Annotated in this window: 19 protein-coding genes and 3 pseudogenes; 16 read left to right on the top strand and 6 right to left on the bottom strand. The window is 70.6% G+C overall.

Annotated features, from left to right (window positions below):
• Positions 1-40: 40 nt before the first annotated feature.
• Positions 41-982 carry a DMT family transporter gene (locus tag F1643_RS10075; protein WP_194912924.1) on the top strand — a complete coding sequence of 314 codons (942 nt, stop codon included), beginning with the start codon at positions 41-43 and terminating at the stop codon, positions 980-982.
• 1 nt (position 983) lies between these two features.
• Here F1643_RS10075 and gcvA read toward each other — a convergent pair whose 3' ends face one another.
• On the bottom strand, positions 984-1,889 hold the full coding sequence (gene gcvA / locus F1643_RS10070) for a transcriptional regulator GcvA (protein ID WP_194912922.1): 906 nt from the start codon (positions 1,887-1,889) through the stop codon (positions 984-986).
• A 127-nt stretch (positions 1,890-2,016) separates the two neighbouring features.
• Between gcvA and F1643_RS10065 the strand changes: the two genes are divergently transcribed.
• The 15 genes and pseudogenes from F1643_RS10065 (at position 2,017) to F1643_RS09995 (ending at position 15,786) form a co-directional block, all read left to right on the top strand.
• Positions 2,017-3,675 (top strand): thiamine pyrophosphate-binding protein, encoded by a 1,659-nt coding sequence (locus F1643_RS10065; protein ID WP_194912921.1) that lies wholly within the window; start codon positions 2,017-2,019, stop codon positions 3,673-3,675.
• A 207-nt stretch (positions 3,676-3,882) separates the two neighbouring features.
• Positions 3,883-5,379 (top strand): aldehyde dehydrogenase family protein, encoded by a 1,497-nt coding sequence (locus tag F1643_RS10060; protein ID WP_194912920.1) that lies wholly within the window; start codon positions 3,883-3,885, stop codon positions 5,377-5,379.
• Between the two features lie 88 nt (positions 5,380-5,467).
• Positions 5,468-6,712, top strand: a complete 1,245-nt coding sequence (locus tag F1643_RS10055; RefSeq protein ID WP_255542609.1) for a hypothetical protein — start codon at positions 5,468-5,470, stop codon at positions 6,710-6,712.
• Between the two features lie 392 nt (positions 6,713-7,104).
• A complete protein-coding gene (locus F1643_RS10050) occupies positions 7,105-7,944 on the top strand; it encodes a motility protein A (protein WP_194912918.1) in 840 nt (279 codons plus the stop codon).
• Between the two features lie 60 nt (positions 7,945-8,004).
• Positions 8,005-8,103 (top strand): annotated as a pseudogene (locus F1643_RS24670) (hypothetical protein); the annotation flags it as partial.
• Between the two features lie 30 nt (positions 8,104-8,133).
• Positions 8,134-8,844 (top strand): OmpA family protein, encoded by a 711-nt coding sequence (locus F1643_RS10040; protein ID WP_194912917.1) that lies wholly within the window; start codon positions 8,134-8,136, stop codon positions 8,842-8,844.
• 273 nt (positions 8,845-9,117) lie between these two features.
• A pseudogene (gene atpD / locus F1643_RS10035) lies at positions 9,118-10,571 on the top strand (F0F1 ATP synthase subunit beta).
• 132 nt (positions 10,572-10,703) lie between these two features.
• A pseudogene (locus F1643_RS24665) lies at positions 10,704-10,913 on the top strand (hypothetical protein); the annotation flags it as partial.
• A gap of 261 nt (positions 10,914-11,174) precedes the next feature.
• Positions 11,175-11,453, top strand: coding sequence for an AtpZ/AtpI family protein (locus tag F1643_RS10025; protein ID WP_194912915.1), 279 nt, complete (start codon positions 11,175-11,177; stop codon positions 11,451-11,453).
• A gap of 4 nt (positions 11,454-11,457) precedes the next feature.
• Positions 11,458-11,745: an ATP synthase subunit I gene (locus F1643_RS10020; protein WP_194912913.1), complete on the top strand. Its 288-nt coding sequence runs from the start codon at positions 11,458-11,460 to the stop codon at positions 11,743-11,745.
• Complete coding sequence (locus F1643_RS10015) at positions 11,742-12,416, top strand: F0F1 ATP synthase subunit A (RefSeq protein WP_194912910.1); 675 nt, start codon at positions 11,742-11,744, stop codon at positions 12,414-12,416. The genes F1643_RS10020 and F1643_RS10015 overlap by 4 nt, the downstream gene beginning before the upstream one ends.
• A gap of 5 nt (positions 12,417-12,421) precedes the next feature.
• Positions 12,422-12,661, top strand: a complete 240-nt coding sequence (locus F1643_RS10010; RefSeq protein WP_014249776.1) for a F0F1 ATP synthase subunit C — start codon at positions 12,422-12,424, stop codon at positions 12,659-12,661.
• A gap of 23 nt (positions 12,662-12,684) precedes the next feature.
• Positions 12,685-13,458, top strand: a complete 774-nt coding sequence (locus F1643_RS10005; RefSeq protein ID WP_194912908.1) for a F0F1 ATP synthase subunit delta — start codon at positions 12,685-12,687, stop codon at positions 13,456-13,458.
• The gene (locus tag F1643_RS10000; protein ID WP_194912906.1) at positions 13,421-14,950 is read left to right on the top strand and encodes a F0F1 ATP synthase subunit alpha; all 1,530 of its coding nucleotides are present in this window, start codon (positions 13,421-13,423) and stop codon (positions 14,948-14,950) included. Before F1643_RS10005 ends, F1643_RS10000 begins: the two co-directional genes overlap by 38 nt.
• On the top strand, positions 14,947-15,786 hold the full coding sequence (locus F1643_RS09995; RefSeq protein ID WP_194912905.1) for a FoF1 ATP synthase subunit gamma: 840 nt from the start codon (positions 14,947-14,949) through the stop codon (positions 15,784-15,786). The genes F1643_RS10000 and F1643_RS09995 overlap by 4 nt, the downstream gene beginning before the upstream one ends.
• Positions 15,787-15,903: 117 nt before the next feature.
• Here the strand turns inward: F1643_RS09995 and xdhC are convergent, their stop codons facing one another.
• The 5 genes from xdhC to cydB form a co-directional block, all read right to left on the bottom strand.
• The gene (gene xdhC / locus F1643_RS09990; RefSeq protein ID WP_255542607.1) at positions 15,904-16,752 is read right to left on the bottom strand and encodes a xanthine dehydrogenase accessory protein XdhC; all 849 of its coding nucleotides are present in this window, start codon (positions 16,750-16,752) and stop codon (positions 15,904-15,906) included.
• Positions 16,749-19,274: a xanthine dehydrogenase molybdopterin binding subunit gene (gene xdhB, locus F1643_RS09985; RefSeq protein WP_255542606.1), complete on the bottom strand. Its 2,526-nt coding sequence runs from the start codon at positions 19,272-19,274 to the stop codon at positions 16,749-16,751. Before xdhB ends, xdhC begins: the two co-directional genes overlap by 4 nt.
• The gene (xdhA, locus tag F1643_RS09980) at positions 19,267-20,739 is read right to left on the bottom strand and encodes a xanthine dehydrogenase small subunit (RefSeq protein WP_194912904.1); all 1,473 of its coding nucleotides are present in this window, start codon (positions 20,737-20,739) and stop codon (positions 19,267-19,269) included. The genes xdhB and xdhA overlap by 8 nt, the downstream gene beginning before the upstream one ends.
• 128 nt (positions 20,740-20,867) lie before the next feature.
• Positions 20,868-21,527: a hypothetical protein gene (locus F1643_RS09975; RefSeq protein WP_194912903.1), complete on the bottom strand. Its 660-nt coding sequence runs from the start codon at positions 21,525-21,527 to the stop codon at positions 20,868-20,870.
• A gap of 63 nt (positions 21,528-21,590) precedes the next feature.
• Positions 21,591-22,610 carry a cytochrome d ubiquinol oxidase subunit II gene (gene cydB, locus F1643_RS09970; RefSeq protein ID WP_194912901.1) on the bottom strand — a complete coding sequence of 340 codons (1,020 nt, stop codon included), beginning with the start codon at positions 22,608-22,610 and terminating at the stop codon, positions 21,591-21,593.
• Positions 22,611-22,613 lie beyond the last annotated feature (3 nt).

Raw genomic sequence — 22,613 nt, 5'->3', positions numbered from 1 at the left:
TATCCTTGCGGGTTGGGGGCGCGTCGGCTATGCACCCTGCATGAGCGCCGACGCCTTTCCCGAATCCATCCGCCCCCATGCCTCCCCGCCCTCGGCATCCGAGGTGCGCCGTGCCACCGGCATCGGCGCCATCGCCATCCTGCTGTGGTCGACGGCGGCACTGCTGACCTCGCTGTCCAGCGCCATGCCGCCGCTGCAACTGGTGGCGGTCACCTTCGGGCTGGCCTTCCTGACCGGCAGCACCATCGCGGCGGTGCGCGGACGCAGCGTGCTGGGCGCGATGCGCCAGCCGCCGCCGGTCTGGCTGGTCGGGGTCGGCGGTCTGTTCGGCTACCATGCCTGCCTGTTCCTGGCCTTCCACCTCGCGCCGACGTCGGCCGTCGAGGTCAATCTGCTGAATTACCTCTGGCCGCTGTGCATCGTGCTGTTCTCCGCCCTGTTGCCTGGAGAAAGGCTGAAGCCCGGCCACGTCGCAGGCGCGCTGTGCGGGCTGGCCGGCACGGCGCTGATCGTCTCGGGGCGCGGCGGCGGTCTGCACCTGGATGGCGGCAATCTGGCCGCCTACGGCGCGGCCCTGGCGGCGGCGCTGATCTGGGGCGCCTATTCGGTGCTGTCGCGCCGCTTCGGCTCCGTCCCGACCGAGGCGGTGAGCGGTTTCTGTCTCGTCACCGCTCTGCTGGGCCTGACCGGGCACCTGCTGTTCGAGGAGGCGACCGTCTGGCCGCAGGAGATGCTGGGCTGGCTGGTCCTGCTGGCGCTCGGCATCGGACCGGACGGGCTGGCCTTCTTCGTGTGGGACCACGGGATGAAGCGCGGCGACATCCGGGCGCTGGGCGTGCTGTCATACGCCGTGCCGCCGGCCTCCACCCTGCTGCTGATCCTGTTCGGTCAGGCGAGCGGCGGCTGGACCGTCTGGGCCGCCTGCGCGCTGATCGCCGGCGGGGCGGTGATGGCCAGCTGGGACATGATCCGCGGCAAGTGACCTACTTCGCCGGCCGATCCCCCTGCGCTTCCGCCAGCAGCCATTGGCGGAATGCGGCGAAGGGCGGGTGGTTGGCCTTGCCGCGGGGATGGACCAGATAATAGGCCCGCGCGCTGCGGTGCGGCCGGTCGATGGCCGGGACCAGGGTGCCGTCCTCAAGCTCGGCGCGGACCAGCAGGGTCGGCAGCAGGGCGACGCCCAGCCCGGCCTCCGCCGCCTGGGCGGTCGTGGCGAACTGTTCGAACACCATGCCGGCACCGGGACGGGGCGCGAGGCCCTGGGCCGACAGCCACTCGTTCCAGGCGTCGGCGCGGGTGCTGGTGTGCAGCAGCGGCAGCGCCGGCAGGTCCGCCGGCTCCGCCACCGGGTGCGCCGCGAGGAAGGCGGGCGAGCAGACCGGCAGCACCTCCTCGTCCAGCAGATGGTCGCAGACGGCGTCGGGCCAGTCGCCGAAACCGTAATGGATGGCGGCATCCAGGTCGTGGAGGCGGAAATCGAAGGGCGCCAGCTTGGTGGTGAAGTGGATGGTCACCTGCGGGTGCGCCGCCTGGAAGGCCGGCAGCCGGGGCACCAGCCAGCGCGTGCCGAAGGTCGGCAGGATGGCGAGGTTCAGCACGCCGCCCTTGGGTGCGGCGATGGTCCGCACGGTGGCTGCCGCGATCTGGCGCAGCGCGTCGCGGATCGGATCCGCATAGAGCGCGCCGGTCGGGGTCAGCGTCACCCGCTGGCCCTTGCGGGTGAACAGCGCGGTGCCGATCTGGTCCTCCAGCGCCTTGACCTGCCGGCTGACCGCTCCCTGCGTCAGCGACAGTTCCGCCGCCGCCGCGGTGAAGCTGCCGGTGCGGGCCGCCGCCTCGAAGGCGGTCAGCATGCTCATGGAGGGGAGGAGGCGGCGCTGCAGATCCATGACCGCTTCATTACCAAAGCTCATGACGGCAGGAAAGAAAGTCGTTTGCGCTCTGGCGTGCGGCACGGCACGGTCGGTATCCTGGAGAACCGGAAAATTCCCATAGGCAGGGCGGGGCGGCATCGCGATGAAGACCGGTGGTCAGTTGATCGTCGAAGCGCTGGAGGCGCAGGGCGTACGGCGGGTGTTCGGCGTGCCGGGCGAGAGCTATCTCGCCGTGCTGGACGCCCTGCACGACAGCCCGATCGAAATGGTCGTCTGCCGCCACGAGGGCGGCGCGGCGATGATGGCGGAGGCGCAGGCGAAGCTGACCGGCCGTCCCGGCGTCTGCCTCGTCACCCGCGGTCCCGGCGCCACCAACGCCGCCTCCGGCATCCATGTCGCCCAGCAGGACGAAACCCCGCTGGTCGTGCTGGTCGGCCAGATCGAGCGCGGCATGCGCGGCCGCGACGCCTTCCAGGAGGTCGATTACGGCAAGCTGTTCGGCGGCATGTGCAAGTGGGTCGCCGAGATCGACAGCGCCGACCGCGTGCCGGAGATGATCTCCCGCGCCTTCCACACCGCGATGTCCGGCCGGCCCGGCCCGGTGGTGCTGGCCCTGCCGGAGGACACGCTGACCGAGACCGCGGCCGTCGCGGCAGCCCCGCGGGCGGAGCCGGTCGACAGCGCCCCCACCCCGGCCCAGCTGGCCTCCTTCGCCGATCTGCTGGGCAAGGCGGAAAAGCCGCTTCTGGTCGTCGGCGGCTCGCGCTGGACGGAGGAATCGGTCGCGGCGCTGCAAGTCTTCGCAGAGAAGCTGTCGCTGCCGGTGGCGGTCACTTTCCGCCGCCAGATGCTGTTCGACCATTGCCACCCCTTCTATGCCGGCGACATCGGGCTGGGCATCAACCCGAAGCTGACCGCCTTTGTGAGGGACAGCGACCTGCTGATCCTGCTGGGCGACCGCTTCTCCGAGGTGCCGTCGCAAGCTTACGACCTGCTCGGCATCCCCGATCCGGGCAAGGCGGTGGTCCACATCCACCCGGGTGCCGAGGAGATCGGCCGCGTCTATCGCCCGACCCTCGGCATGGTCGCCACCCCGGCCGCCTTCCTCGACGCGACGGCCGGCATGCCCGTGACGGCCAAGCCCGGCTGGGCCGCCCGTGCCGAGGCGGCGCATGCCGCCTACGAGGCCTGGAGCACCCCGCCCGACGCCAGTCCCGGCGACGTGCAGATGGGCCGCATCATGGCCTGGCTGGACGAGCGGCTGGAGCATGACGCCGTCTTCACCAACGGCGCCGGCAACTACGCCACCTGGATTCACCGCTTCCACCGCTTCCGCCGCTTCGGCACGCAGGTCGCGCCCGTCTGCGGCTCCATGGGCTACGGCCTGCCCGCCGCCATCGCCGCCAAGCTGCAGCACCGCACCCGCGACGTGCTGTGCTTCGCCGGCGACGGCTGTTTCCAGATGACGGGGTTGGAGTTCGGCACCGCCGTGCAGGAAGGCGCCGCCGTGATCGTGCTGCTGATCGACAACGGCATGTACGGCACCATCCGCATGCATCAGGAGCGCGAGTATCCCGGCCGCGTGTCCGGCACGATGCTGAAGAACCCGGATTTCGCCGCCTTCGCCCGTGCCTATGGCGGCCATGGCGAGACGGTGGAGACCACCGACCAGTTCGCCCCGGCCTTCGAGCGCGCCCGCGCGTCGGGCCTGCCGGCGATCATCCACATCAAGCTCGACCCCGAAGCCCTGACCCCAAGCCGGACCCTGTCCGAAATCCGTGCGGCGGGGAAGGGGAAGTGATTTAGGAACCCTAGCCCTCTCCCGCCCCGGGAGAGGGAGGGGCCCCACGAAGTGGGGAGGGTGAGGGGGCGTCCAAGAATCATGAACCGCATGGTTACTTGCACTCCCCCTCACCCTTCCCGCCGCTTCGCGGCGGGCCCCTTCCCTCTCCCGGGACGGGAGAGGGACCATCCAACGCCTCGCTTTTTCACCCAAGGAGCCACCCCGGTGCAGCACAGCGACATCCTCTCCCGTTTCGGCCTGACCTCCAGCGGAGCCGGGCTCACCGCCCGGTCGCCGGTCGACGGCGCCACGCTCGCCACGGTGGCGGAGACCGCGCCGTCGCAGGTGTCGGACATCGTCGCCAACGCCGCCCGCGCCTTCGAGGCGTGGCGCTCGGTGCCGGCCCCGCGCCGCGGCGAGCTGGTCCGCCTGCTGGGCGAGGAACTGCGCGCCGCCAAGGAGGATCTCGGCCGTCTGGTTTCGCTGGAAGCCGGCAAGATCTACCAGGAAGGCCTGGGCGAAGTGCAGGAGATGATCGACATCTGCGACTTCGCCGTCGGCCTGTCGCGCCAGCTCTACGGCCTGACCATCGCGTCGGAGCGCCCGGGCCACTCGATGCGCGAGACCTGGCACCCGGCCGGCCCCTGCCTCGTCATCTCCGCCTTCAACTTCCCGGTGGCGGTGTGGTCGTGGAACGCGGCGCTGGCGCTGGTCTGCGGCGACCCGGTCGTCTGGAAGCCGTCGGAGAAGACCCCGCTGACCGCCGCCGCCTGCCAGGTGATCTTCGATCGCGCCGTCGCCCGCTTCGGCGATGCGCCGGCCAACCTGTCCCAGGTCGTCCAGGGCGGCCGTGAGATCGGCGAGGCGCTGGTCGCCCACCCCGGCTTCCCCATCGTCTCGGCCACCGGCTCCACCCGCATGGGCCGCGAGGTCGCCAAGGTGGTGGCGGAGCGTTTCGGCCGCTCGATCCTGGAGCTGGGCGGCAACAACGCCATGATCGTGGCGCCGTCGGCCGATCTCGACATGGCGCTCCGCGCCATCCTGTTCTCCGCCGTCGGCACCTGCGGCCAGCGCTGCACCACGCTGCGCCGGCTGATCGTCCACCGCTCGGTCAAGGACCAGCTGCTGCCGCGCCTGAAGGCGGCCTATGCTTCCGTGTCGATCGGCAGCCCACTGGAGTCCGGCGTGCTGATGGGTCCGCTGGTCGACGCCGACGCCTTCAAGGCGATGCAGCGCGCGCTGGAGTCGGCGAAGGCCGAGGGCGGCACGGTGACGGGCGGGGAGCGCACGCTGACCGACCGCTTCCCCGACGCCTTCTACGTCACCCCCGCCATCGTCGAGATGCCGGCCCAGACCGACGTGGTCCGGCACGAGACCTTCGCGCCGATCCTCTACGTCCTGACCTACGACACGCTGGAGGAGGCCATCGCGCTGCAGAACGCGGTGCCGCAGGGCCTGTCTTCCTGCATCTTCTCCACCGACATCCGTGAGACGGAGCGTTTCCTGTCGGCCGCCGGGTCCGACTGCGGCATCGCCAACGTCAACATCGGTCCCAGCGGTGCGGAGATCGGCGGCGCCTTCGGCGGCGAGAAGGAGACCGGCGGCGGCCGCGAATCCGGCTCCGACTCCTGGAAGGCCTACATGCGCCGCCAGACCGCGACGGTGAACTACTCCTCCGCGCTGCCGCTGGCCCAGGGCATCAAGTTCGAGATCATGGGCTGATCGTATCTGTCCCGCGGCGTCATCGCCCCTTGCGACCGGCACCGCCCGGCGCGACACTTCCGCCATGAACGGTCGGGAGCATGGGGCGATGGCGGACGCGGCAGCTCATACGCTTCTGGCACGCCTGCAGGCCCTGCGGGCGGCGCCGGAACCGCTGGCCGCGCTGCTGGCCGATCTCCGCGGGATCGAGCATGGCGGCGATCCGCGCTTTTCCATGACACTCGACCATTATCTGGAAAGCTGGCTGGGCAGCCAGCCGCGCGAGGTGTTCCGGCTCGCCGGCCCCCGCCTGCTGATCCTTGCCCCGGCCGAAGCCGCCCCGCTGCTCGACGCCGGGGCCAGGGCGCTGGCGCACACCCTGTCGTCGCACGGTTTCGGCACGCTCCATACCGTTCGCTACGACATGGCGACGGAAGGCGAGCGCCTGTTCACCGACCTGTTTCCCAACGACGCCACCGCAGCCCTGCGCGAAGCGGCCGAACACGCGCCGACCGCGGCGCTCGCCCATCTGCTGGAGGTGGAGCGGGTTCTGCACGGCGCCGACATCGACAGCATCGTGCGCGAACAGCCGGTCTGGTCCTTTGCCGACAGCCTCGCCGATGGCCGTCCGGCGGTGGTCACCACCGAACTGGCCATATCGCTGGAAGAGCTGGAATCGCGGCTTTCCCTGTCGCTGCGCCGCGATTCCTGGCTGCGCCACGAGGTGGCGGTGCGGCTCGACCGCGGGCTGTTGCGCCATATCGCCCGTGATCGCAGCCGCGATCCCCGCCCCTTCGCCGTCGACCTGCACACCGCCACCGTGCTGGACGACGGCTTCGACGAATTGGCGCGCGCGATTCCCGCGGAGATGCGCGGCCGGATCACCGCCGAGCTTCCCTGCTGGGAACTTTCGCTGGCCCCGGCGCGGGTGGTCGCGGCGGCCGGACGGTTGGCCGACTCCGGCTTCGCGGTGGCGTTGGACCATGTGCCGATGGCGGCGCTGGCCGGGCTGGAACTCGGCGGACTGGAGCCTGCTTTCATCAAAACCCAGTGGATCCGCGGAGCCACCGGCGCCGCCGATCTGCTGACCGCCGCCGTGGAGCGTTTCGGCGCCGGGCGGCTGGTCCTCTGGCGCTGCGACGAGCCGGCGGCGCTGGAAACCGGTCACGCAGCCGGGGTCGCCCTGTTCCAGGGCCGCGCGGCGGATGCCGCCTCCGTCGCACCCTGGCACCCGAGCGAGAGCGTGCCGCGCCCCGCGGCGGAGGAGCCGGAAGAGCCGGCCCCAACCCTTGTGGAAACGGCTGACCCCGCCCCGCCCCCCGGCCTGCTCGGCCGCCTGTTCGGGCGCGGCTGACCGCCGCAGGACATTGACGCTTCCAATGAGCCGATTGTCCTGAAAGCCCCTCTCCCCTTGCGGGCTATGGGATTCACACAATTCCAGGCATCGCTAAGCTTCCGAGACAAAAGGAACTTTGCGTCATCCCCGCGAAGGCGGGGATCAAGGAAACTCCGCAGATCAGCGGCGGATGTGGCTGGATTCCCGCCTTCGCGGGAATGACGGCCGACAAGATTGCTTTATTTCAACGTCTTAAGTGACGCTGAGATGTGTGAATGCCATAGCCCCTTGCGGGAGAAGGGCTTCCTGGCCTTGCCGACCTCACCCTACGCACCCACTGCCCCCCGATTGACAGCCGGTCATTACGGGTTCCTAATAGTTAAAATGTCAATGAACGACGAAGGCGTCGGATGTCCATCCAAGCGCCCGGCCAAGCGCCCGCCAAGCCCGCGCCCTCCGCGGCGTCCTCCCGTCCCACCCGCCTGTTGAATGCGACGGCCATCGGCCTTTTCGGTGCGGTCGGCCTGCTGTCCTACATCGGCCTCGGCCATGGGATGGAGGCTCTGTGGAACCCGACCGGCGCCGTCATCATCACCGGCGGCATCGCCGTGTCCGCCCTGATGGCCTTCCGGGCGAGCGAGCTGCGCGCCGCCCTCGCCGCCCTGCGCACCATCTTCCGCGACGACGAGTCCATCGCCACCGACATCGCGGAACTGGTTGCCTTCGCCCGGCTCTACCAGCGCGGCCAGATCCAGCGGGCGGAGGAGCAGGGCACCAGGGCCGGCAGCCCGTTCCTGCGGCTGGGCCTTCAGCTGATCGCCGACGGCACGCCGGTCAACGACATCCTGCATGTGATGAACTGGCGCATCCAGAAGCTGATCGAACGGGAATCGGTTCAATCGCGCCTGTTCCGCACGCTGGCCGGTCTGGCCCCCGCCTTCGGGCTGCTGGCGACGCTGGTCGGGCTGATCGGCATGATGGCGCAGCTGGGAACCGCCACCATCGCCCAGGTGGGCGAGCACATGTCGGTCGCGCTGGTGGCGACGCTCTATGGCGTGGTGTTGGCCAACCTCGTCTTCAAGCCGATCGCCATCAAGCTGGAACAGCGCACCGCACGCCGGGTGGCGATGCTGAACGTGCTGCTGGAGGGCATCATCCTGGTGCGGCTCGGCCGCTCGCCGACGGTGATCGCCGACGCGCTGGCCGAGTTCGTGCGCGAGCGCGGGGACGAACTCCATGGCACCTCGTGACGACAGGCCCGCGAACGGCGGCATCGCGCCGGATGACACGGGGGATCTCGCCTCTCCGACCTGGGCGACCGGCTTTGGGGATGGTGGCGGGGCCGGCAACGGCATGCGCAAGCCGGCGCGGAGGAGGATCAGGAGATCTGGCTGCTCAGCTACTCCGACCTCGTCACGCTGCTGCTGTCGGTGTTCGTCATGCTGCTGGCGATCACCAGCCTGAAGGACCAGCTGCCGACCACGCCGCAGCCGGAAACTCCGGCATTGTCGCAGCCGGCCACGCTTCCCGCACCCCGGCCGCTCCCGCCCCTCTTCGACGAACCGGTCCCGCAAGCCGAGCCTGCTGCGCCGGCAGCCGATGCCGTGCCGCCCGACCCGCGGCCGCGCCTGGACGATGGCGAGGTGGCGGTGACGGCGCCCGACCGGGTGGCGGAGCGCTGGCGCGAGACGCTGGCGGGATTGGGCGTGCCGCGCAGCGTGGCGGTCGACGTGCGGCAGAACCGGGTCGGCATCGTCATCGGCGAAGGCATCCTTTTCGCTCCCGGACAGGCGGAACTCACGCCGGGCGGCGACGGGCTGCTGCGCCGGCTGGCCGCGACGCTGGCGGCCACCCGTGGCGACATCGTGGTGGAGGGGCACAGCGACTCCACGCCGATCGGCAACCGCCGCTTCCCCTCCAACTGGGAGCTGTCGGGCGGCCGGGCGGCCAGCGTGGTGCGGCGGCTGATCGAACTGGGGGTTCCGCCGGACCGGCTGTCGGCGGTGGGCTTCGCCGATACCCGGCCGCTCTCCACCGGAACCGACCCTGTCTCGATGGCGCGCAACCGCCGCGTCGCCATCACCATCCAGGCTGATGGCCTCCCGGATGGTCTCCCGGCGGCACAGGAGCCCGGCCGGGCGATTCCATAGGGGCAGGGTTTGATTTGACGCAATGCCGCAACGCAACGAAGGGGGCTATGCTGGGATCCGGTGGTCGATCTGGTTGACGCATTGCCCTCCACCCCCCACGGCGCCGCCCCACGGGAGAAATCCACGGGAGCATCCAGGCGCCCCTTCCCCCGCCCGCCGGGGAAGGCCGGGTGGGGCCTCGATGCAGTAGCACTGCCGCAGCAGTGCCGGGGCACTGCCGTAACCGCGACCATCCTGCACGGTTCCCGTTCCGCCCAATCGGCCGGAGTGACCATGTCCGTTAAACCTTCCACGCAAGCGCCTGCCGATCCGCCTGCCGCCCCGGACTCCGGCTTGGCTCCAGGCCGCGTCGTCGCGGTCCGTGGTTCCGTCATCGACATCCGCTTTCCGAAACCGCACTGCCGCCGCTGTTCGACGCGGTGGAAATCCTGTGGGACGGTCCCGAGCGGCTGGTGGCGGAGGTGCAGAGCCATCTCGACGCCGCCACCTTGCGGGCCATCGCGCTGCAGGGCACCTCCGGCCTGCGGCGGGGCACACCGGCCCGCTCCACCGGCGGCCCGCTGACCGCCCCGGTGGGCGAGGCGGTGCTGGGCCGGCTGATCGACGTCATGGGGCTGGCACGCGACGACGGGCCGGAACTGCCGCCCGAAACGCTGCGCGCGCCGATCCACCGCCCGCCTCCGCCGCTGGCCCGGCGCAGCCCGCGCCGCGACCTGATGGAGACCGGCATCAAGGTGATCGACCTGCTGGCCCCGCTGGCCCGCGGCGGCAAGGCCGCAATGTTCGGCGGCGCCGGGGTCGGCAAGACCGTGCTGGTGATGGAGTTGATCCGCAAGATGGTGGAGCGCCACACCGGCATCTCCGTCTTCGCCGGCATCGGCGAGCGCTCCCGCGAGGGGCAGGAGTTGTGGGAGGAGATGAAGCGCTCCGGCGTGCTCGACCGCACCGCGCTCGTCTTCGGCCAGATGAACGAGCCGCCGGGTGCGCGCTGGCGCGTCGGCCTGACCGCGCTGACCATCGCTGAGCATTTCCGCGACGAGGAAATGCTGGACGTGCTTCTGCTGATGGACAACGTCTTCCGCTTCGTCCAGGCCGGCGCCGAGGTGTCGGGGCTGCTGGGCCGCCTGCCGTCGCGCGTCGGCTACCAGCCCACGCTGGCCAGCGAGATCGCCGAGCTTGAGGAACGGGTGGCCTCCACCCCCGGCGCGGTGGTGACGGCGATCCAGGCGGTCTATGTCCCGGCCGACGACTTCACCGATCCCGCGGTGGCGGAGCTGTTCAGCCATCTCGACAGCTCCATCGTGCTGTCGCGCGCCATGGCGGCGGAGGGGCTCTATCCGGCGGTGGATCCGCTGAGTTCCACCTCCAGCCTGCTCGATCCGCTGGTGGTGGGGGAGGCGCATTACCGGCTGGCGGAGGATGTGCGCAAGACCATCGCCCATTACCGCGAACTGCAGGACGTCATCGCTTTGCTGGGCATGGAGGAGCTGAGCGCCGCCGACCGTCTGGCCGTGGGCCGCGCCCGCCGCCTGCAGCGTTTCCTGACCCAGCCCTTCCTGGTGACGGAGGCCTTCACCGGCCATGGCGGCGTCAGCGTGCCGCTGGAAGAGACGCTGAAGGGCTGCCGCGCCATCCTGGACGGCGAAGGCGACGACTGGGCCGAAAGCGCCTTCTTCATGACCGGCACCCTGGATCAGGTGCGCGACCGCGCCGGGAGGATGGGATGAACGAGAATCCGGGAATATCCCCCTCTCCCCCCGGGGAGAGGGTCGGGGTGAGGGGGAAGCGCTGCGGGATTTTCCCAAAGGTCCCGCCACGTATCCCCCTCACCCTAACCCTCTCCCCAGGGGGGAGAGGGGATCAAGGCGTGGGCGGGCGGAAGAGTTGTCCCTCATCGTCACCACCCCCACTTCCGTCGCCGCGCAGCTCACCGGCCTCCGTCACCTGCGGGCGGAAGATGCCAGCGGCGCTTCGGCATCTGGCCCGGCCATGCCGACCTGCTGACCGCCCTGGCGATCTCCGTCATCAGCTGGCGCACCGCCGACGGCCGCGAAGGCCATTGCGCCGTGCGCGGCGGGGTGCTGACCATCCGGGACGGCGCCCGGATCGCGGTGGCGACGCGCGAGGCGGTGGTCGGCGACGACCTCCACGCCCTGGAACGCGACGTGCTCGCCCGCTTCCGCCGCGACCCGCGAGGAGGAGGGGGATGCGCGCAGCGGCGCCCGCCGCATGCATCTGGCCGCGATCCGCCACATCCTCGCCTATCTGCGCCCCGACCGCCGCCCCAATACCCCCTTCGCCCCCACTCCCGACGGCGGGGAGGAGGCGCCATGACCGACGACAAGGATCCGCTTCCCGGCAGCGTCCGCCGCCATCGCGAACGGCGGGAGCGCTGGGTCCGCGAGGGCGAACGGCCGATGGGCCGCAACCTCGCCCTGATCGGCGCGCTGGGCTGGCTGGTGATCGTGCCGACGCTGGCCGGCCTGTTCGCCGGGCGCTGGCTCGACGAACGGGCGGGCGGCGGGATTTTCTGGACGGCGGCGCTGCTGTTCGCGGGCGTGGTGCTCGGCGGATGGCTCGCCTGGACCCGTATCGAGCAGGAGCGTTGACGCGATGACCGCCCCCCATCTTCTTCCCATCCTGGCCGGGGCGCTGGCGGGGCTGGCGTTGGGAACCCTGTTCTTCCGCGGTCTGGCCGCGACCGCCCGGCTCTATGTGGCGGGCGGAGTCCGGCGGGCGGTTCCGCTCTATCTGCTGCGGCTGGCCGCCGCCACCGCCGGCTTCACCATAGCTGCCCTGTGGGGCGGGGCGGAGGCGCTGCTGGCGATGCTGGCCGGGTTCCAGCTGGCCCGCAGCCTCGTGGTCCGGCGCGAAAAGCGGGTGGAGGCGGAAACGCCATGACGGACTCGCCCCTGACGACGCCGGTTGTCTTCCTGCTGGGACCGGTCCCGGTCACCCTGCCGGTCGTCGTCACCTGGGGACTGATGACGGTCATGACGCTGGGCGCATCGCTGGCGACGCGGCGCCTGCGGGTGGAGCGGCCCGGCCGCGTCCAAACCGTGCTGGAGTTGGTGGTGGAGACCCTGCGCCGGCAGATCGCCGAGACGATGCAGGCCGACGCCACGCCCTTCCTGCCGCTCCTGGGCACGCTGTTCCTCTATCTGGCGGTCGCCAACCTGTCCGGGCTGGTGCCGGGGCTGAAGGCGCCGACCGCCTTTCTGGAGACGGCGGCGGCGCTGGCGCTGGTCGTGCTTCTTGCCTCCCAGGCGCTGGGCATCCGCCGTCGCGGCCTGTGGCCCTACCTGAAGGGCTTCGCCCACCCCACCCCGCTGCTGCTGCCGCTGAACATCCTGTCGGAGCTGACGCGCGCCTTCTCGCTGTCGGTCCGCCTGTTCGGCAACGTGATGAGCGGGGAGTTCGTCATCGCCATCGTGCTGTCGCTGGCCGGCCTGTTCGTGCCGGTGCCGCTGATGGCGCTGGAGCTGCTGCTGGGCCTCGTGCAGGCGTACATCTTCACCGTGCTGGCCGCGGTCTTCATCGGCGGCGCGGTCGGGACAATAGAAAAGGGGTAGGAATCATGGACGTCCATTCGATCAGCATCCTCGGTGCCGCGCTGGCCGTCTCGGTCGGCGCCATCGGGCCGGCCCTGGCGGAGGGACGCGCCGTCGCCGCCGCGATGGAGGCCATCGCCCGCCAGCCGGAAGCCGCCAACACCCTGTCGCGCACCCTGTTCGTCGGCCTGGCGATGATCGAGACGATGGCGATCTACTGCCTCGTCGTGGCGCTGCTTCTGCTGTTCGCCAACCCCTTCGCCTGACCGCGGCAACTCCGGAGCCCGTCATGCACATCGACGGTTGGACGATCCTGCTCCAGGCGGTCAATTTCCTGATCCTGGTCTGGCTTCTGCGCCGCTTCCTCTACCGCCCGGTCCTGGCGGTGATCGCCGAGCGGCAGGCCGCCACCGAGCGCGTCCGCACCGAGGCGGAGGCCGCGCGCCGAGCCGCCGAAGCCGCGCGCCGGACCCTGGAGGACCAGCGCGCAACCCTGCCGGCCGAACGCGACCGCCTGATCGCCGCCGCCCGCGCCGAGGCGGAGGCCGAACGCGCCGCCCTGCTCGATAAGGCCAGGGCCGAAGCAGACCATGCGCTGGAGGAGGCGCGCGCCCGGCTGGCCGAGGAGCGGGCGCAGGCGCTGGGCGCCCTGCAACGCCACGCCGCCGATCTCGGCACCCAGTTGGCGACCCGCCTGCTGCGCGACGCCCCGGCACGCGCCCTGACCCGTCCCTTGCTGGAGGAGGCCTGCGCCGCGCTGGAGGCGCTGCCCGCCGCCCAGCGCCATGCCCTGGCGGATGGGACCGATCCGGTGCCGGTACGCATCGTCGCGGCAGGCCAGTTGCCGGACGAGGATGCCGCCCGCGCCCGCGACCGGCTGGCGGACGCCTTGGGCCGGCCGGTGGCGCTGGAACTGACCGAGGACCCGTCGCTGATCGCCGGTGTGGAGCTGCATTTCGCCCACAGCGTCGTCCGCCGCAGCTGGAAACAGACGCTGGCCGAGGCGAAGGAGGAGATGACCCGTCATGACTCCGCAAGAACCGATGCCGACCCCGTCGCTTGAGGACGCGCTCGACGCCTGGATGCCGGGCGCGCTGCGCCGGCTGGACGGGCTGGACACCGCCGCGCGGCTGGAATCGGTCGGGCGGGTGGAGTCGGTCGGCGACGGCATCGCCCATGTCTCCGGCCTGCCCGATGTGCGGGTGGACGAGCTTCTGCTGTTCCCCGGCGGGGTCGCCGGGCTCGCCATGGACCTGGATGACCGGATCGGCTGCATCCTGCTGGGCGATGCCACGCAGGTCGCCGCCGGCGGCACCGTCCACGGCACCGGAACGATCCTGCGCGTGCCGGTCGGCGACAGGCTGATGGGGCGGGTGGTCGATCCGCTCGGCAACCCGCTGGACGACGGTCCGCCCATCGAGGCCGACGGGTGGGAGCCGGTGGAGCGTCCCGCTCCGACCATTGCCGAGCGCGCGGCGGTGTCCGAACCGCTGCTGACCGGCACCGCGGTGATCGACGCCATGTTTCCGCTCGGCCGCGGCCAGCGCGAGCTGCTGATCGGCGACCGCGCCACCGGCAAGACCGCCATCGCGGTGGACGCAATCCTCAACCAGACCGACGGGGATGTGTATTGCGTCTATGTCGCCGTCGGCCAGAAGGCGTCCGGCCTGCGCGCGGCCATCGAAGCGGTGCGCCAGGGCGGCGCCGCGGCGCGCACCCTGTTCGTCATCGCCGCCGCCGATTCCGCCCCCGGCCTGCAATGGCTGGCGCCCTATGCCGGCTTCACCATGGCCGAGCATTTCCGCGACAGCGGCCGCCACGCCCTGGTGATCGTCGACGACCTGACCAAGCATGCGGCGGTCCACCGCCAGCTCTCGCTCCTGCTGCGCCGCCCGCCGGGGCGGGAGGCCTATCCGGGCGACGTCTTCTACCTGCACAGCCGCCTGCTGGAACGCGCCGCCAAGCTCAGCCCGGCCAGGGGCGGCGGGTCACTGACCGCGCTGCCCATCGCCGAGACCCAGGGCGGCAACCTGTCGGCCTACATCCCGACCAACCTGATCTCCATCACCGACGGTCAGGTCTGCCTCGACGCCAAGCTGTTCTACGAGGGTCAGAAGCCGGCGGTCGACATCGGCCGCAGCGTGTCGCGCGTCGGCGGCAAGGCCCAGCCGCCGGCCCTGCGCACCCTGGCCGAACCGCTGCGGCTCGACTACGCCCAGTTCCTGGAGCTGGAGGTCTTCACCCGCTTCGGCGGTCTGGTGGACGAGCGGACGCGCAAGGCGGTGGAGCACGGCCGGCGCATGCGGGCCCTGCTGGCGCAACGGCACCTGTCGCCCCGCCCGCTGGCAGTCCAGGCGGCGCAACTGCTGGCGCTGGCCGACGGCACGCTGGACCGGCTGCCGCTGGAAGCGATGCCGCGCTTCCAGACGGCACTGGCGGGTCTGGTTGCCGCCCGCCCGCCGCATATCGGCGAGACGCTGGACGACGACGCCAAGGCGGCCCTGCGCGACCTGATCGCGCAGGCTGTTTCGGGCTTCACCGGAGCGGCGCCATGACCGAACGGCTGGCGGAGGTCGAGGCACGCCGCGCCAGCGTGCAGGATCTGGAGGCAGTGACCGACGTCATGCGCTCTCTTGCCGCCATGCGGCTGCAGCAGGCGCTGGGCACGCTGGCCGGCACCCGCGCCTATGCCGAGGTGATCGCCGGGGCACTGGCCCAGGCCGCAGCCTTGCTGGACGACGCGCCGCCGCACTGGCCGGTCAACGGACACGGCCAGTGCGCCTGGGTGCTGTTCACGCCGGAGCACGGCTTCGTCGGCGCTTTCGCCGAAAAGCTGGTCGATGCGGCGCTGGCGGCGCCACCGGGCTGCGCATTGTGGGTAGCGGGGTCGCGCGGCGCCGTCCTGCTGGAGGAACGCGGCCGTCCGCCGGCCTGGAGCACGGCGATGGCGACCAACACCGACGCCGTCACCGCCACCGCCCGGCGCATCGCCGAGGCACTCTACCTCGCGGCGGCGGACGGGCGGCTGGGCCGGGTGGAGCTGCTCTACGGCCGGACCAACGCGGGTGCGCCGCCGGAACTGGTGCGCCGGCCGCTGCTGCCGCTCGGCCTGCCGCGGGACGGCGCCCGGACGGTGCCGCCGCTGATCAACATGCCGCCCCGCAACCTGATCGCCCGGCTGGTGGACGAGTATGTCTTCGCCCTGCTCGCCGATGCCGCGATGGAGAGCTTCGCCGCCGAGAACGCCGCGCGCCTCTCCACCATGATGACGGCCCGCCACAACATCGAAACCACGCTGGACGAACTGACCGCGACGGCACGCCACCTGCGCCAGGAACAGGTCACGAATGAACTGATCGAACTGGTGTCGGGAGCCGAGGCGATGGGGTAACGCGCGAGGTCCGCTGCCATAGTCCCTTCTTCCCCTGGAGAATCCCTTCTCCCCCTGGGGAGAAGGTTAGGATGAGGGGGTTCGGCGCAGCCGAAGAAATCCTCGAAGCGGCCCCCCTCACCCCGACCCTCTCCCCGGGGGGGAGAGGGAGACACAGGAGGGAACCGCAAACGCCACCAGCAGTTCCGCCGCCACCAGCGCCGCGATCACCTCCGGCCGCTTGTCGCCGGTCAGCGCCGCACCGATTGGGCAGGTCAGCCGCTCCAGCGCACTCACGTCCCGCCCGCGCGCCTTGAACCAGCGCTCGAACTTGGCGCGCTTCGTCGCCGAGCCGATCATCCCGACATAGGCGGCGTCGCCCCGGCGCAGCGCCGCCTCGGCAATCTCGAAATCCAGGGCGTGGCTGTGGGTCAGCACCAGATAGCCCGCCCCGGCCGGTGCCCCCGCCAGCGGGTCGAGCGGGCTGTCGGTCAGGATGCGCTCCACCCCCGCCGGATCGTCTCGGGGAACTCCTGCGCCCGGCCGTCGATCCACTGCAGGCGCAGCGGCAGCGGCGCGAAGGCTGTCGCCATGGCCCGTCCGACATGGCCGGCCCCGAACAGCAGCAGCGTCGGCCCGCGCCTCCCGCGCCCGGTTCTCCCGTTCCTGCAACGCGGCGACGGTGCCGTCGTCGGCCCGCTCCAGCCGCAGCACGACATGCCCGCCGCAGCACTGGCCGGTCGCCGGCCCCAGCGGAAGGTCTAGCGTCTCAAGGTGAGTGCCGTCCTCCAGCATCCGCCGCGCGGTGGCGATGGCGGTCCATTCCAGCCGTCCGCCGCCGACTGTGCCGGCGCAGGCCTCCCGCCCCACCAGCATGCCGGCCCCCTCCTCCCGCGGGGTGGAGCCGCGCGCCTCGGCGACGGTGACGAGGATGGCGGATGCGCCCTGGGACAGCCAGTCGGAGAGGGTGGTGGAGAGGGAGGTCATGCCGGTTCGGGGGAGAGTGGCAAGGTGTCTTGCCCCCTCCCCGACCCTCCCCCGCTTTCAGCGGGAGAGGGGGCCTTTTGCGAGGCGGCGGCAGTTCCCTCCACCGCCAACGGCGGGGGAGGGTTAGGGAGGGGGCATTCGCCGCCATTTCGCACCCGCTCCCGCAGTCCCGCGATGCAGCTCAACACCCGCTCCGGCGTGGCGGGCGCGTCCAGCCTCGGGCAAATCCGGTGCCCGGCGACACTCGCCACCGCATCGGACAGCGCGTGGAACACCGACATGCCCAGCATGAAGGGCGGCTCGCCCACCGCCTTGGAGCGGAAGATGGTGTCCTCGCGGTTCGGCGCATTCTCCAGCAGCGCGACGTTGAAGATGCGCGGACGGTCCGAACAGGCCGGGATCTTATAGGTGCTGGGCGCATGGGTGCGCAGGCGGCCCTGCCCATCCCACCACAGCTCCTCCATGGTCAGCCAGCCCATGCCCTGGACGAAGCCGCCCTCGATCTGCCCCTTGTCGATGGCCGGGTTCAGCGACCGGCCGCAGTCGTGCAGGATGTCCACCCGGTCGACGACATACTCGCCGGTCAGCGTGTCCACCGTCACCTCGGCGCAGGCCGCCCCATAGGCAAAGTAATAAAACGGCGTGCCGCGCCCCGCCGCCCGGTCCCAATGGATCTTCGGCGTCTTGTAGAAGCCGGTTGCCGACAGCTGCACCCGCGCCATATAGGCGGCACGGACCAGATCGGCAAAGCTCATGTCCTGGTCGCCGACCAGCACCCGGTTGCGCTCGAACCGCACCGCGTCCGGCGCCACGTCCCATTTCTCCGCCGCGAAGGCGACCAGCCGCTCCCTGATGGTGCGGGCCGCCGCCTGCGCCGCCTTGCCGTTCAGGTCGGAGCCCGACGACGCCGCGGTGGCGGAGGTGTTGGGCACCTTGCCGGTGCTGGTGGCGGTCGCCCGGATGGTGGAGATATCGACCTGGAACTCCTCCGCCACCACCTGGGCGACCTTGGTGTAGAGCCCCTGCCCCATCTCGATGCCGCCATGGTTCAGCTGGATGCTGCCGTCGGTGTAGACATGGACCAGCGCGCCGGCCTGATTGTAATGGCTGGCGGTAAAGGAAATGCCGAACTTCACCGGCGTCAGTGCCAGACCCTTGCGCAGGATGCGGCTCTTGGCATTGAAAGCGTGGATTTCCTCCCGGCGCGCCCAATAGCCGCTGCTGTCCTCCAACTGCGCCACCAGTTCGGGCAGGATGTTGTCGGTGACGGTCTGGTGATAGGGCGTCAGGTTGCGGCCATCCCTCTCGGGATCGGTGCCGTAGAAGTTCCGCTTGCGGATCTCCAGCGGGTCCTTGCCCAGCGCGAAGGCGATCTCGTCGATCACCCGTTCCGCCGCGACCATGCCCTGTGGACCGCCGAAGCCGCGGAACGCGGTGTTGGACACCGTGTTGGTCTTCAGCGGCAGCGATTCCAGCCGCGCCGCCGGATAGAAATAGCCGTTGTCGGCATGGAACAGCGCGCGGTCGGTCACCGGCCCCGACAGGTCGGCGGCATAGCCGGCCCGTGCGGCGAACAGCATGTCGACGCCCTGGATCAGCCCGCTGTCGTCGAAGCCGACGCGATAGTCGATCTCGAAATCATGACGCTTGCCGGTGACCTGGAAATCGTCGTCGCGGTCGGGACGCAGCTTGGCGGCGCGGCCGGTGCGCTTGGCGATCAGCGCGGTGCAGGCGGCGAACAGGTTCGACTGCGTCTCCTTGCCGCCGAAGCCGCCACCCATCCGCCGAACCTCCACCGTCACCGCGGCGTCCGGCACGTCCAGCACATGGGCGACGATGTGCTGCACCTCCGTCGGGTGCTGGGTGGAGACATGGATCAGCACCTCCTGGTCCTCGCCGGGCACCGCCATGGCGATCTGGCTTTCCAGGTAGAAATGCTCCTGCCCGCCGATGGCGAGCCGCCCCTCCACCCGGTGCGGCGCCCCGGCTAGCGCCGCATCGGCGTCGCCGACCCGCAAGGTCATCGGCGGGGTGACCAGCGTCCGTTCGCCGTCGCGGGCGGCGGCGATGGTCAGGACGGCCGGCAGCTCCTCATACTCGACCACCGCCAGCCTGGCGGCACGGCGGGCCTGATCGCGGGATTCGGCAGCGACGGCGAAGATGGGTTGCCCGACATGCTCGACCAGGGTCGAGGCGAACAGCGGCTCGTCATGCTTGCCCATGCAGCCGATATCGTTCACCCCAGGCACGTCGCCGGCGGTGAAGACCGCGACCACGCCCGGGGCCTGCCGCACCGGCGACAGGTCGATGGAGCGGATGCGCGCATGCGCCCGGCTGCTCAGCCCCAGATAGACGTGCAGCAGCCCGGCCGGCTCGGCGATGTCGTCGACATAGACCGCTTCGCCGCTGACATGCTTGTGTGCGCTTTCATGCCGGCGCGACTCATGCACGGCGCCCTCGATCCGGGCCGGGGCGGCAGGCGTGATGGGGGTCGTGACGTCAGGCGCCATGGAATCAGGCATGTGCAAGCCTCCGGTCGCCGACCAGACGGGTGTCCGCCGCCGGGTCGCTGGTCTCGACATACAGCTTCATCAGCAAATTCGCGGCCACCATGGAGCGATAGCCCGCGCTGGCCCGCCAGTCGCTCAGCGGCGTGTAGTCGCCGGCCAGCGCGTCCATCGCCTGGGTCACGCTTTCCTCGGTCCAGTGACGGCCCAGCAGCACCGCTTCGGCCCCGCCGGCTCGTTTCGGCGTGCCGGCCATGCCGCCGAAGGCGATGCGGATGTCGGCGACCCGCCCCTCGCCGTCCAGCGTCAGGCGGAAGGCGCCGCAGACGGCGGAGATGTCCTGGTCGAAGCGCTTGGCGATCTTGTAGGCACGGAACCGCATCCCCGCCTCCGGCTTGGGCAGGATCACCGCCTCGACGAATTCGCCCTCGCGGCGGTCCTGCTTGCCGTATTCGATGAAGAAGTCCTCCAGCGGCAGCTCGCGTGTCTCCCCGCCGCGCCGCAGCCGCAGGGTGGCGCCGCAGGCGATCAGCGCCGGCGGCGTGTCGCCGATGGGGGAGCCGTTGGCGATGTTGCCGCCGATGGTGCCCATGTTGCGAACCTGCTCCGCCCCGATGCGGCGGATCAGCTCGCCGAAATCGGGATAGAGCGCGGCGATCCGCTCCGCCGCGTCGCTGTAGGTCACCCCGGCCCCGATCACCAGCGCGTCGCCGCGATCCTCGATCCGCCGCAGGTCGCGGACCCGGCCGGTGTAGATGACGGTCGCCAGCACGCGCTGGAACTTGGTCACCCACAACCCGACATCGGTCGCCCCGGCCACGATGGTGGCGCCGGGATTGTCGAGCAGGAGCTGCGCCAGCTGCGGCACGGTGGCCGGCGCCAGGAACCGCCGCCCGCCGGCACCGATGCTGAGGATCTCCTCGTCCCGCAGGGCCGTCAGCTTCTCCGCCATGGCATCGCGGTCGGCGAAGCGGTCAGCATCCCGGTCACCGATCCCGTACATGGCATGAGCGGCGCGGACGATCGGCTCATAGCCGGTGCAGCGGCACAGGTTTCCCGCCAGCGCGTCGTCGATCCGCTGCCCGTCGGGCCGCTCCTCGTTCAGGTACAGCGCCAGCAGCGACATGACGAAGCCCGGCGTGCAGAATCCGCATTGCGAGCCGTGGCAATCGACCATCGCCTGCTGCACCGGATGCAGCGCGCCGTCCGGTCCCTTCAGATGCTCCACCGTCAGCAGCCGGCAACCGTCCAGCGTGGCGAGGAAGCGGATGCAGGCGTTCACCGCCTCGTAACGCAGCGTATCGCCGTCCAGCCGCCCGACCACCACGGTGCAGGCGCCGCAATCGCCCTCCGCACAGCCTTCCTTGGTGCCGACCCGCCGTTCCGACAGCCGCAGCCAATCCAGCACCGTCAGGGTCGGATCGACCGCGTCGATCTCCCGAAGCTCGTCGCCGAGATAGAAGCGGAGGCGCTGGCGCATGGCTGCTCCCGATGAACTGGTGACGATGTGACGCAGTATTTCACCGACGTCAACTCTGTCACCAGATCGGCAGCGCGGGAAAGAGTTTCAAATGAATTGCAAAGGAGGGGGGCATTCAAAGCCAACCCTCACGCACTCCCCTCCGGCGTCATCACCGCCAAACCCCCGTCCGCCCGCACCGACGCCAGCGTCAGCGCATGCCAATAGAGGTCCAGCAGCGCCGCCGGCATGCCGCCCTGCTCATGCCCTTCCATCGGCAGAACCACAGCGGCGTGGGCCAGTGCCGCGGTGGCGGCGTTCGGGCTGCGCGACACCGCATCTCCCAGCAGCCCCAGCGTCTGGCCCAGAGCCGCGGCGTCGAACCGCAGAAGCGCCGGCGGCACGGTGATCTGCGCCTCGCCGCCGCGCAGCCGGCCGACGGCGATGTAGACATGCAGCAGGTCGGGCCGCTCCTCGGGCCGCAGCAGGGCGGCGACGATGCGGTTGCCGGTCAGCGGCCCGGTGCCGTCGAACTCGTACATCGTGGCGCGCTCGCCCTGCCGGGTGGCGGCGAGGCCGGCGAGGCGGACGGTCAGCGGGTCCCCGGCACGGCGGGCGGCTTCGTCGAACAGGGTGGAATGGCTGCCACCCTCGCTCAGCACCACCAGCGGCGCGTCGGTCGCGGCGGCGGCGGCCAGCAGCCGGGCCAGAACCGCAAAGGGATCGGTCCCCGCTTCATCCGGTCCGGTTTCCAGCAGGCCGGCGCCACGGCGCAGCATCGCCTCGGCAAAGCTGATGTCGATATCCATGGCCCCAACCCTTTCACTTGCCCCGAGATCCGGCCCGTTTTTAGGACGGGGCGCCTCCTCTGCTCAATGGTAACCGAAGCTGCCCGTCACCTTTCCACGGAACACCCAATAGGAGTAGGCGGTGTAGCCCAGGATCGACGGGATCAGGAAGGCCATGCCGACCAGCAGGAAGACCTGCGTCTCCGGCGGGCTGGCCGCCTCCCACACGGTGACGCCGGGCGGGATCAGGTGCGGCCACAGGCTGATGGCGAGGCCGAGGTAGGACAGGGCGAACAGCGCCATCGACAGCACGAAGGGCGCCACCTCGCGGCTGTTGTCGATGGCCCGCCACAGGGCGAAGGCCAGCACCGCCGTGACGATCGGCACCGGCGACAGGAAGATCATGTTGGGCATGGAGAACCAGCGCTCGGCGATCTGCGGCAGCAGGAAGGGCGTCCACAGGCTGACCACCGCGACCCCGGCCAGCACCACCAGCATCAGCCCCCGCGCCATGCGATAGCACCAGTCCTGCAGCGGCCCGATGGTCCGCCAGATCAGCCACGTCGCCCCCAGCAGCGCATAGCCGACCACCAGCATCGCCCCGCAGAACAGCGCGAAGGGGGAGAGCCAGTGCAGCATGCCGCCGACGAACTGCCGCTCGTACACCGGAATCCCCTGGATGAAGGAGCCCAGGATCACCCCCTGCGCGAAGGTCGCCAGCAGCGATCCGAAGAAGAAGGAGCGGTTCCACCAATGCCGGCCCGCCCGCGCCTTGAAGCGGAACTCGAACGCCACCCCGCGGAAGATCAGCGCGATCAGCATGACCAGCAGCGGGATGTACATCGCCGGCAGAACCACGGCATAGGCGATGGGAAAGGCGGCGAACAGCCCCGCCCCGCCCAGGATCAGCCAGGTCTCGTTGAAGTCCCAGACCGGCGCCACCGTGTTCATCATCGTGTCGCGGTCCTCCTCCGTCGGTGCGAACGGGTACAGGATGCCGATGCCGAGGTCGAAGCCGTCCATCAGCACATACATGAACACCGCGAAGCCGACGATCCCGACCCAGATCAGGGTCAGAATGCTTCCTTCCGCAATCTCCTGCATGGG

Origin of the sequence: Azospirillum sp. INR13 (assembly GCF_015390205.1) — a bacterium.
GTDB lineage: Bacteria > Pseudomonadota > Alphaproteobacteria > Azospirillales > Azospirillaceae > Azospirillum.
This window is presented reverse-complemented; position numbering and strand designations above follow the sequence as displayed.